At 44.4% G+C, this 12039-nt stretch carries 8 protein-coding genes; all 8 read left to right on the forward strand.

Going from position 1 to position 12039, the window contains the following annotated elements:
• Positions 1 to 2: 2 nt before the first annotated feature.
• The 8 genes from J2Z37_RS20370 (at position 3) to J2Z37_RS20405 (ending at position 12001) form a co-directional block, all read left to right on the forward strand.
• Entirely contained in the window at positions 3 to 1340 is a 1338-nt protein-coding gene (locus J2Z37_RS20370; RefSeq protein ID WP_209812157.1) for a GerAB/ArcD/ProY family transporter, read from the forward strand.
• Positions 1341 to 1417: 77 nt separating this feature from the next.
• Positions 1418 to 1984 carry a beta-class carbonic anhydrase gene (locus J2Z37_RS20375; RefSeq protein ID WP_209812158.1) on the forward strand — a complete coding sequence of 189 codons (567 nt, stop codon included), beginning with the start codon at positions 1418 to 1420 and terminating at the stop codon, positions 1982 to 1984.
• 190 nt (positions 1985 to 2174) lie between these two features.
• On the forward strand, positions 2175 to 3140 hold the full coding sequence (locus J2Z37_RS20380; RefSeq protein ID WP_209812159.1) for an AAA family ATPase: 966 nt from the start codon (positions 2175 to 2177) through the stop codon (positions 3138 to 3140).
• Positions 3137 to 4378, forward strand: a complete 1242-nt coding sequence (locus J2Z37_RS20385) for a DUF58 domain-containing protein (protein ID WP_209812160.1) — start codon at positions 3137 to 3139, stop codon at positions 4376 to 4378. The genes J2Z37_RS20380 and J2Z37_RS20385 overlap by 4 nt, the downstream gene beginning before the upstream one ends.
• Positions 4379 to 4545: 167 nt before the next feature.
• Positions 4546 to 5847 (forward strand): hypothetical protein, encoded by a 1302-nt coding sequence (locus J2Z37_RS20390; protein ID WP_209812161.1) that lies wholly within the window; start codon positions 4546 to 4548, stop codon positions 5845 to 5847.
• A gap of 960 nt (positions 5848 to 6807) precedes the next feature.
• On the forward strand, positions 6808 to 7623 hold the full coding sequence (locus J2Z37_RS20395; protein WP_245204021.1) for a YihY/virulence factor BrkB family protein: 816 nt from the start codon (positions 6808 to 6810) through the stop codon (positions 7621 to 7623).
• A 121-nt stretch (positions 7624 to 7744) separates the two neighbouring features.
• Positions 7745 to 8194 (forward strand): BrxA/BrxB family bacilliredoxin, encoded by a 450-nt coding sequence (locus J2Z37_RS20400; protein ID WP_280922246.1) that lies wholly within the window; start codon positions 7745 to 7747, stop codon positions 8192 to 8194.
• Positions 8195 to 8299: 105 nt separating this feature from the next.
• Positions 8300 to 12001 (forward strand): dynamin family protein, encoded by a 3702-nt coding sequence (locus tag J2Z37_RS20405; protein ID WP_209812163.1) that lies wholly within the window; start codon positions 8300 to 8302, stop codon positions 11999 to 12001.
• The last annotated feature ends 38 nt before the right edge of the window (positions 12002 to 12039 follow it).

The raw sequence follows: 12039 nt of genomic DNA on the forward strand, positions 1-12039 counted from the left end.
CATTGAATCAGGTACAAATTAATCATCGTCAATTGAGCTGGCTCACTGCGAGCCTCCTGCTTACCAGTTCACTCGTCACGTTACCTTCAAGTATAGCGAATGCGGCGGGATCCAATGCCGTATTTTCACAAATCGGCCCGGTTCTTTTTGCCTTAATCATTTGTTTATTCTTCTATGCCTTAAACCAACATTATCCGGATAAAAACCTGTTTGAGATTACCTTTATAGTGGCTGGAAAATGGGGCGGTGCCATTCTTAATGCCGTCATTTTGTTTTTTATGTGGATGAGACTGCTGATGGAATTGAATGCCATCACTGGTTTTATTAATACAACTCTTTTAACGAGGACACCACCGGAAATTTTGACCCTTATGTTTGTTATCATCCTGATGTATTTTGGGCGAAGCAGTGTGGAAGCCATCGCAAGAATGAATGACTTCTTTTTCCCCGTCCTCTTTATTGGGATTTTTCCGATCTTCTTGTTCATTTTAAATGAATTTCACTTGGAGCGAATGGAACCCTTTCTTGTGGATGGACTAGCACCCATTTGGAAAGGAAATTGGGTTGCGCTTGCGGGATATGGTGAAATGTTTGTGATGGGGGCTTTTCTCCATGCGCTTCCGAAATCAAAACTCTTTCTAGTCAGTATCCGGCACGGGGTTTTGCTATCTGCCTTTGGTTTTACGGTTTCCCTTCTCTTGGGGATTGGGGTGCTTGGTTCTGTCATCTCGGGAAGAGTGATGTATCCCGCTTATATGGTTGTCGAGCAGATCCATATCACCGATTTTTTGGATCGACTTGAAATCTTGTTTTTCAGTATCTGGTTTCCAGCGATCGCCATTAAATCGGTTATTATCTTCCTTGCCATCTTGATCGCAATTGCCAGCTATACCAACAACCGGGATTATCGCACATACAGTATCCCGTTAGGGTGGTTTGTCCTGGCTACATCAACCTTGTCGTTTCAAGGTGCGCTAAGTGTCCAAGACTACTCTTCCTTCGCGCTTCCGGTGATTATACCGGCTGTTCAAGTGCCGCTGATGGTGATTATTTACGGTTTAGTTAGATGGAAAAAACGAAAGCATGTTTCTTTATCGGAAGATGAAGAGCAAAAAACCCCTGGAAAAATTGTCAGGTGGGGAACCTATGTCTATGCCCTTTTGCTTGTCGCAATTCTCTCTATTGCCGTGGGTGTTTGGTTCGGATATGAATACAGCCTGCTTGGACAAATCATGGCTCTCGTTTTCGGCTTGTGTATGTTAATCGCGACCATTTTTTCAAGATTAGAGCTAGTGAAGTTGAAGGAATTTACGGTAACCCAAAAGCAGGACAAGAATTAGGGAGGCATTTCCATGGTTTTTAATTCCGGCATAATCATTTATACTTATAGGAAATAGAGGAGAGGAGATCAATCGCCATGTTATTAGACGACGTGTTGGAGTTTAACCGGAACTTTGTAGGGAAGAAAGAATATGAAAAATATGAGACCTCCAAGCTTCCCAATAAGAAACTAGTGGTGGTTTCCTGTATGGATACCAGACTAACAGAATTATTGCCACAGGCTATGAATATCAAGAATGGGGATGCCAAATTTCTTAAAACAGCGGGTGCAGTTGTATCCCACCCATTCGGCAGTATTATGAGAAGTATTTTGATTGCCATCTATGATCTGAATGCCCAAGAAGTGTGCGTTGTCGGACACCACGATTGCGGGATGTCCCATGTGAATCCGACCGAAACGATGAGAAAAATGGTAGAGCGGGGAATTCCCGAAGAGACCATCACTACCCTGCAATATTCAGGAATTCATATTAACGAATGGCTTCACGGATTTGATTCCGTAGAAGATAGCGTCCGTAACAGCGTTGACGTTATCCGTAATCACCCATTGATTCCGAAGGGAATTCCGGTTCACGGGCTGGTTATTGACCCGGATACAGGGGCTTTGGAAGTCATTGAAAATGGGTATAGTAGGGGGAAGTAAGGGGCCCGGTGTTTAACACCGGGTTTTTCTTTTAGTTTAGGGGAACCCTTCTTTTTCGTATACGAAACTTTTTATTCTTAAAACAACAAGAGTGTGGTATTGTACTTTATAAGAATCTTTTATTTCTAAAGTGACCAAATTGTTTTACAATGGGGACTGCCCCCGGAATTTATGGGAAAGGGAGATCGACTTGGATTTAGCAAAAGGGGAAAAGATTATTTTGGAAAATTTGTATGAGGAATTATCCAAGGTTGTCATCGGACGCCAAAAAGAAATAAAGCTCCTTTTCACTTCTTTAATATCAAAAGGCCATGTGCTATTAGAGGATTTGCCTGGGATGGGGAAAACTACACTAGTAAAAGCGTTCTCAAAAGTGCTTGATTGTTCTTTCTCCAGGATCCAATGTACCCCGGATTTATTGCCTTCCGATGTAATTGGGATGTCCATTTTCAGTCCCAAGTCGTCTGAATTTTCTTTTCGCAAAGGACCTATTTTTACAAACATTCTGCTCGTTGATGAGATTAACCGAGCCCTGCCTCGGACACAATCCAGTTTGTTGGAGGGGATGGAGGAAGGGCAAGTTTCCGTAGAAGGACAAGCTTCCTTGTTGGAAAGGCCGTTTATGGTTCTTGCCACCCAGAACCCGATCGAAATGGAAGGGACTTTCCCGCTTCCTGAGGCGCAGATGGACCGTTTTTTGATGAAAATCAGAATGGGCTATCCGACCATAGAGGAAGAAGAATTGATGCTGAAAAAGGTGGGCGATGAGCTTCCCTACGATCAATTAAATTCCCTGTTTTCTCCAGAAGCCATTGTCTACATGCAGTCCAAAGCAGAGCAAGTTTTTGTCCATGATTCGATTTCCAGCTATATTGTTGCTTTAGCAACTGAAACAAGACGTCATCCGATGTTTACAGTTGGAGTTAGTCCGCGGGCTACTAAGGCTTTATACAAAGCGGTAAAATCCTGGGCCCTGATCAACCAAAGAGATTATGTCCTGCCTGACGATATTAAGGAACTCGTGGCCCCTGTTTGGAATCATCGGGTGGTTTTGACGCCTGAAGCCTCTCTTTCCGGAATGCAAAGCGAAAAAATTCTTGCTGATATCCTCGCCAAGGCTCCGATTCCTGAGGAAGTATTGGAGAAAGCCCAATGAGTTCGGAGATCAAGGTGAATCAAACGGAGGAGGAAGAGGAAAGAAGAGACCCGAAACAAACGAGCATCCTGTTCGATCAATATGTAATTTGGGGTGTGGTGGCTCTTCTTATAGGTGCCCTTTGGTTTAAGATTGTTTCATTAGTGATCATATCCTCTTTGCTATTGGTGATCACCGTCATTATTAGGGTTTGGAAGCATCATTCCTTGAAGCAGCTTATTCCGACGATTGAATTACAGAAAACACGGGTGTTTCCGGAAGACCTGATAACCATGGAATGCACGCTATCGAATGAAAAATGGCTCCCCCTTGTCTGGGTGGAGTGGGAACATCCGAAGCAGGAAGGATGGAACTGGACAGAAGGGGATCCGGAGCAATATCGTTTACGACTTTTATGGTTATGGGGTTTTCAACATGCAAAATGGGAGATGACCGGGAAGGCCTCTAAACGGGGTGTTTATTCACTTGGAAGCATTTTGATCCGATCTGGTGACGCTTTTCGTTTTGCCGAGCAGGAAAAAGGAGTGGACCTAAATAAGGAACTCTATGTCTATCCCAAGTTGCTTTCCGTTTCGGTACCAGCCCTTCGTTCGGTATTTCAGTGGGGAATCGGAAGGAAAAGTGGTGGGCTCCTTGAGGATCCTTCCCATATCGCGGGAATTCGGGAATACCAAAATGGCGACGAATGGCGAAAGATTCACTGGCAGGCTAGTGCGAGAATGGGGACGTTGCAAACCTGGGTGTACAAGCCGATTCTTCCCAAACAATTAATGATTCTCACCGATGTCAAGGGTTTTTGGAATGTACCGAATCGGGAATTTGAATGGTTTTTGTCTGTGATCGCTTCTGTAGCTATGAACTATCATCGACAAGGAATCCAGATTGGGCATGCAAGCAATGCCATCGATTACAAAGGGATGAAGATCCGCGATTTGGTCCCCACACAAACGGTGGGGTTGTTTTTAGATGACCTGGCCAAAATGACCTCAACTACTGTGCCTTCGCAGCATTTGTTATTGGAAGAGGTAACGCGTAAAAAGGACAATGCTGCTCCGATTTTCTATTTTTGTGAGCAAATTTTGGAAGGCCACGTTGGATGGGTCAAACAAAATGGCAAGGTTTCTGCCAGAGTGATCTTTTATTACCGTCAGCGGAGTTCTTATGCAGATCAGTTACAGGGACAGGCTTTCGCTATGGATTCACTGCTGTCGTCGAACAAGATTGTGAAGAACCGATGATCTTCTGCTAAGAACGCGACGTCCTGTCGCAACGCCCCCTTCGGGGACAACGGTTACTTTTGAGCAGGAAGTTAATTCGGCGTAGGACAAAAGTGTAAGTCGCAGAAGTTCGCACATCCTGTGCATCATCGACGTAGTGCACAAACGCTAGGTGAAGGAGGAACGGGATGAGTATACGCCCTTTTTTAAAAACAGTCATTGCCTTATACAGCGAAGCCTTGTGGTTGTACTTCGGTTTGGCCATCTTTGCAAAAATTCAATGGGAAGTCTCCTCCTTGCCTGATGCATTGACATGGATTTTGGCTTGTATACTCGGATATCTGAGTCAAAGGACAGTGGGGAGATGGATATCCGATGTTCGGATCAGATATGCTTTGAGTGCCATTATTTTAGCCGCTTTGGGGGTATTTAGCTGGAGTGAATGGATCCCTTTTGGGCGTGGCTACAGCTTGGCATGCCTGTTGATAATTGTGTTTCTGTTTCTACGTGGCAGCTTTTACGTGGAGAAGGAGCCGACACGCGCACAGATGCTACTGCGATTTGAGGGGAATATCCTTTGGTATAGTGTTTTTGCCCTGTTACTTCAGGTGAATCCTAATTTACAGTCGGTAATCCATGTGCCCTTTTTGTTGGCGATTTTAATTAGCTTATCAGGAATGGTGCTGACGCTGTATCCCGAGGAAAATAAAGAGGAAAACGTCCAGGTAAGGATTGTTGGAAAAGCCAGTGGGTTTCCGGGTGTGATGATCGGAATTGTTGGACTTGGGGGGCTAATGACTCTTTTTGCTTTACTGCCACCCATCCGCAGTGCAATCGTCTCCTTTTTGCAAGGAATTGGAGTCGGGGCAGTCCAGGTTGGGAAAATGTTGTTCCAATTTTTGAACTGGCTTCTAAGTTTGATTCCCATTTCCGAGGAGGGGGCTCCGCTACCCATGGATGAACCTAAGACACCTCTTGAATTTAAGGGTGGGGGGATGGAAGGAACGGCCGAGTTCCCAGTCTTTTGGGTCGTAGTGGGTTTAGCCGCCATCGCGTTGGTGCTAGCTCTGTGGTTTTTGGCCCGAAAACGCCCTGCGCGAGTTAAGGTGAACCGAAGAATGACGAAGATTCATTTTGGAAGAAGCCGGTCGTTTTGGACCCAATTATGGCAGTCCATTCTTGGCTTTTTTGCTAAGCTTGTACGAGCATGGCGTAAGAGATTTCCCCAATTTTATGCTTATCGAATTTACTGGTATTTTCATCTTCTGCAAAAATGGGGACAGAAAAAGGGAATGGGCCGGTTGCCGACAGAGTCACCGAGGGACTATGTGAAGAAAATCGTTGAAGAATACCCGGTTCCTACTGAGTTGAAGGAATCTATGTTCCAACTCGGGGACGATTTTGCAGCAACCTTTTATACAGATGGACGCAAGGTGTCTGATAGGGATTTTAGCCAGTTGATGGTGTTTTTGAAGGGGAAGCGAGTGTGAGAGAAGGGTGACTGGGCTGGTTCCTGGTCATTTTTTTGTATTGTGACCTAGATTCGCTCGCCTGTTCTGACGGGATGCGGGTTGGCCTTGTACCGGGAAAAAGCCGGAATCGGTACAGGCTAGTCTCGAATCCACTGATCTTAGTCGCGAATTCGGGGGTGATTCGGACTCAGTATGGTTGAACCAACGAGGGTCAGTCCGAATACGGGTGTGATTCGGACTCAGTATGGCGGAACCAGCTGTGTTCAGTCCGAATTCGGTGGTGATTCGGACTCAGTATGGTTGAACCAACGAGGGTCAGTCCGAATACGGGTGTGATTCGGACTCAGTATGGTGGTACCAGCTGTGTTCAGTCCGAATACGGGTGTGATTCGGACTCAGTATGGCGGAACCAACGAGGTTCAGTCCGAATACGGGTGTGATTCGGACTCAATATGGTTGAACCAACGAGGTTCAGTCCGAATACGGGTGTGATTCGGACTCAGTATGGCGGAACCAACGAGGTTCAGTCCGAATTCGGTGGTGATTCGGACTCAATATGGCGGAACCAGCGAGATTCAGTCCGAATTCGGCGGTGATTCAGACTCAGTATGGCTGAACCAACGAGGTTCGGTCCGAAAAAAATATTAATCAGACCTTAATCCACGCTAAAGCGGACTTACACGAATAGTATGTCTAGCGTTTTTCTTGCATATAGATTCGGTGAAGTGGAATAACAAGATAAGAACAAGCCCTCTACGAGGACAACTTTATGGTTTGTGAAAGTTAGAGGGTTCGACGTAGTACACAAACCCACTAATGAAGCCCTCTACGAGGACAACTATATTGTTTGCGAAAGAGGGCGGATTCGACGCAGTTCCGCAAACGATAGATGAAGCCCTCTACGAGGACAACTACATGGTTTGTGAAAGTTAGAGGGTTCGACGTAGTACACAAACCCACTAATGAAGGAGGCAGTCGTTGTTTTCGTTTATTAAGCTATTTATTCGAAGGTTCAATGAGGATCGTGTGATGGATCTGTCAGCACAATGTGCATACTACTTTTTATTATCCCTGTTCCCTTTTTTGCTAGTGGTCGTTACCCTCCTGGGATACCTGCCGTTTACCTCACATGATGTCATTCAATTGATTGTTGAGCATGCCCCTGGTTCAACCAATAAATTAATTGAAGATAATATTGAATATATTATGGACAACCGAAGAACAGGTTTGCTTTCCTTCGGGATTATCATTACCTTGTGGTCGGCCACGGCGGCGATGGATTCGTTGGTACGGGCAATTAATTTAGCTTATCGGATCCGTAGGGAAAGATCCTTTATACGTTCTAAGATTTTGTCCGTTATTTTAACATTTGGAATGATTGCTTCTATCTTTTCAGCTCTTTTGCTTATTGTCTTTGGAGAAAAATTGGAAGTTCTTCTGCATACGTATCTTCATTTTCCGGAAACCAATTTTTTCGCAACAGCTACATTTCGCTGGATTGTCAGTTATCTTATTTTAAACTTAGCCTTTCTGCTTCTTTACTATGTCGCCCCAAATACGTGTTTAACTTGTAAGGATGCGCTGCCTGGATCTATATTTGCTGCAGTGGGATGGCAGGTGATCTCTCTTGGGTTTTCCTATTATGTAAACAACTTTGGGAATTTTTCTGCAACCTATGGCAGTCTTGGGGGGGTAATAATCCTTATCATCTGGTTTTATCTTTCTGCCCTCATTCTCATCATTGGGGGAGTGGTGAACTCAATTTTTCCTGATCTGCGCAGTGACTCTAGATGATAAAAATGCTATACTTTCCAGTAAGTTGAGACACGAACCGCTTTCTGCCTTTCAAAACCGTGTTAAAATAGGTACAATAGATTAGAACAATTATATAATGGGAGTGAATGATACCATGTCTATGATGTCTTTTGATGCGTATATGAATCAAATGAAACAAATGGTTCAGCCAATGCGCGATGAGTTGGTCAATGCCAATTTTAAAGAATTGACCACACCAGAGGAAGTGGATCACTGGTTTAACGAAGAAATCAAGAGCGGCACAGCGCTACTTGTCATCAACTCCGTTTGTGGATGTGCGGCAGGAATCGCCCGTCCGGCGATTATCCATTCTATACAAACAGGAGATCAGGCTCCACAGCACCTGGCCACTGTATTTGCCGGGCAAGATAAGGAAGCAACCGCACAAGCACGTACGTATATTGAAGGGTATCCTCCATCTTCTCCATCAGCGGCTCTCTTTAAGGATGGAAAATTAGTTTACTTTGTTCCACGTGAGGCCATTGAAGGATACGATGCGGAAACTGTTGTAGCCCATCTGAAAAAGGCTTATGAGAAATATTTCCAGTGATTTCCTAAAAGTCAATCCACATGGATTGGCTTTTTTGCAATCTCCGCTTAAAATAAAGGGTATGATATTTTATACAACAAAAGATAAAAACGATTAGGTGATAAAATGAGTGTAGAAACCATCCAACAGAAAAATCAGGAACTTGCTGACCGCTTGCAAAAACTGCAGCAAAAGCTGGCAGAACAAGCTGATCATGAAAATGCCTTGAAGTTACAGGAGTTACAAGACAAATGGTTGAATGGGGAATTTGTGCTGGCATTTTGCGGACACTTTTCCGCGGGGAAATCAACCATGATCAATACTTTAATGGGGAGAGAAATCCTCCCGTCTAGTCCAATCCCGACGAGTGCTAATGTAGTCTTGATTAAAACGGGGGAATCAAAGGCTGTCGCTTATTTTCAGGATCAAGCTCCACGCACTTTTGACTATGTGGGGGATTTAGAGAGGTTAAAAGAATATTGCACAGATGGGGATGCAGTAACAAGGGTAGAAATTAGTTGTCCCAATGATTTTCTTGTCAACAATGCCCGGCTGATGGACACCCCGGGAATTGATTCGACGGACGCAGCGCACAAAGTTGCGACAGAATCAGCTATGCATCTTGCTGATGTCGTAGTCTATATGATGGATTACAACCATGTCCAGTCTGAAATTAATTTCCAATTTACAAAAACTTTGAAAGATAAAGGAAAAACCCTATTCTTGGTCGTAAATCAGATTGATAAACATTTTGAGATGGAATTGGACTTTTCTGCTTTTCAGCAAAGTGTAGAAGATGCATTCAAAAGCTGGGGGGTAGAAGCGGATGGGATTTTTTACACGACATTAAAGTATCCCAACCATCCGCATAACCAATTGGAAGCCTTACATGACCGGCTGTATACCCTCTTTTGCAATAAGGATCAACTTCTTCAAGACAGTGTCATTCGCTCCGCTGAGGATGTAATCGAGCTTCACGATAAGTACATGAAAAGTAGAAACCAGTCCAATCGTGAACAACTGCTGCGGAAGGTTGGCGCTGTTGCAGAAGAGACAGCAGAAAACAACCATCAGAAATGGCAGCAGGAAGTCTATCGATTGCAAAAAGCACCAGAAATCATGCGCGAACAGGTGCTGAAAAAATTACAAGAAATCTTGGCTAATGCTAATCTCACACCTTTTCAAATTCGGGAATTAGCGCAAGCTTATATGGAGAGCTGCCAGCCCGGATTTAAAGTCGGGTTTCTTTTTACCGCTGCAGCAAAAACAAAACAGGCTCAGGAAGAACGCCTCAATGCCTTTCAAGAAGTTTTGCAGGAACAAGTGAAGGCCCACTTGCGGTGGCATATCCTCGATCTCTTTTCACAGGCAGAGAAAGAGTATTCCCTGAAGCTTGATGACGATTTCCGCAAGCAGTTGGAGGGGATGGAGGTTGAGATCACCTCTGAGCTCCTGTCCAGTGTCCTAAAAAAGGGTGCACAAGTAACAGGGGAAGCTGTATTAAATTATACCCATGATCTCGCCGCAGAGGTTAAACAACGCTATCGTCGTTTGGCCACGGAATTTATCGATCAATTCGTTGTCATCTTGCAAACACAGATTCATGAAGAGCTTGAAAAAGCAAAAGCAGAGGAAGAAGCGGCCGCTAATTTATGGGCTTCCTGGGATAAGCTGAAAAAGCTCGAACAGGAGGAACAGACTTATATTTCCTCCCTTGAAGAGATGCTGGTTTCTATCGATCCTGCCCCGACGAAAGAGGAACAAACCGCTTTTTCATCAAGGAAATGGCCGGGAAAATCGATTGCACCTTTAGTGAAAAAGGGCGAGATGGCTACCCTTGCGCTGCAACAGGAAAAGAAGGCACTTACGCCTTTTAAAGTGGATTATAAAGCAAAGCTAGGATCTGCAGCAGGGAAACTAAAGCAAGCCGCGGATGTCATAGAAGACTTGCGGGGTCAAGCGTTGGCAGCTAAAAATATGCGACAAAGGGCGGAACGTTTAGAGCAGAATCTCTTTACTGTCGCTCTGTTTGGGGCGTTTAGTGCGGGGAAATCCTCTTTTGCTAATGCCATGATGGGGGAGATGATTCTACCGGTATCGCCCAACCCAACAACGGCTACTATTAACAAAATTTTACCGCCAACGGAAAAATATCCCCACGGTTCGGTAAGGGTAAAAGTAAAGAGCAAAAACGATATGGAAAAAGATGTCCTACAATCCTTATCGATTTTTGGCTTCCAAGCCAAAACACTGGAAGAGGCTGTAGAAAAATCGGAGCAGATTCGCATTGATCAAATGCTTCCCTCGGCAAAGCCGCATTATTCATTTTTAAGAGCGGTGAAAAAAGGTCTCGCGGATATGTCTGCCCAATTCGGTGAAGAACTGCTGGTTGGTATGGATGTGTTCAAGGATTTGGTGGCGAAAGAGGAAAAGGCTTGTTTTGTAGAATGGATTGATCTATATTATTCCTGTCCATTAACTGATCAAGGCGTATCTCTTGTAGACACACCTGGTGCGGATTCGATTAACGCCAGACATACCGGCGTTGCTTTTGACTATATCAAAAACGCAGACGCCATTTTGTTCGTCACTTACTACAACCATGCGTTCTCCCATGCGGACCGCGAATTCCTGCAGCAGCTGGGAAGAGTAAAAGATACGATGGAAATGGATAAGATGTTCTTCATTGTGAATGCCGCTGACTTGGCTAAGTCCGGGGAAGAACTAGAAAATGTAGTACAGCACGTAAAGGAAAATTTAGTGGCCAACGGGATTCGTCAGCCGCGGCTTTATCCGGTTTCCAGTCAAACCGCCTTATTAGCTAGAATGCTTGCCAAGGAACCTCTGAGTGCTTCCGCTGAACAAATTTACCGAGAACGTACAGGTTCAGAAAATACATTGATGAAGCCGGAGGACGCCCTTGTTTATGCAGGATTCCAGGCTTTCGAAGAGGATTTCATCCAATTTACCTTTGAGGAACTAACAGAGGTTGCGTACCAATCTGCCTTGGGTGAAATAAAACGTTCTGAAGCTGCTCTACAATCTTTTATCCAGGCGGCACAAGAAGGGGAAGAATCAAGAAGGAACAAACGAAACTTATTGCTGGATCAGAAACGGGAAGATCAGGAGCGGGTCTTGTTTGGGTCCGCTGCAGCCAACCATTCAAAATTGGAAAAAGAAGCGGAAGAACTGGTCTATTATGTAAAGCAGCGTCTTCAGTTTAAGCTTGGCGAATTATTTAGCTTGTCCTTTAATCCGGCTGTCTTGAATGAAGAAGCCATTCAAGGGAATAAAAAGTTGGTGGAGCAATGCTTCGATGAATTTGTCCGTCACTTAGTCTTTACATTGGAACAGGAAATGAGGGCAACGTCACTTCGGATGGAGAAATTCATCAATCATCTGCTTGAAGGTACATGGGATGATAAGAAAAAGGCGCTATCCGCGGAGATCTTGATCGATTATGTTTACCAAAAGTTGAATGTTCCAGAACTGCCTGTAAAGTTGCCTTACGAAAAAACATCAACTAAGGGCGTGCTGGCTAAGTTTAAATCACCAAAACAGTTCTTTGAACAGGGTGGGCGTGAACAAATGCGCACTAGTCTAGAAGAGTGGATGCAACAGCCTGTTTCCAACTACTTGGGGGAGGTAACCGCAATCCTTCGGAATTTCTACGGCGAAGCCTACAATCGATTGGCTCTCGATTGCGAAAATCAACTGAAGGATCTAATGGAAGAATATTATGCAGGGATGTTATATGCCTTAGAAGAGGCTGTGGATATTCCTTCCCTTGAAACCAAGAAGGATGCTTTGGAGCAGTTGTTGGCTTGATTATTGCGTGGGGATTAAGGTAAAATAGATACGTTATG

Source organism: Ammoniphilus resinae, assembly GCF_017873965.1.
GTDB classification, from domain to species: domain Bacteria; phylum Bacillota; class Bacilli; order Aneurinibacillales; family RAOX-1; genus Ammoniphilus_A; species Ammoniphilus_A resinae.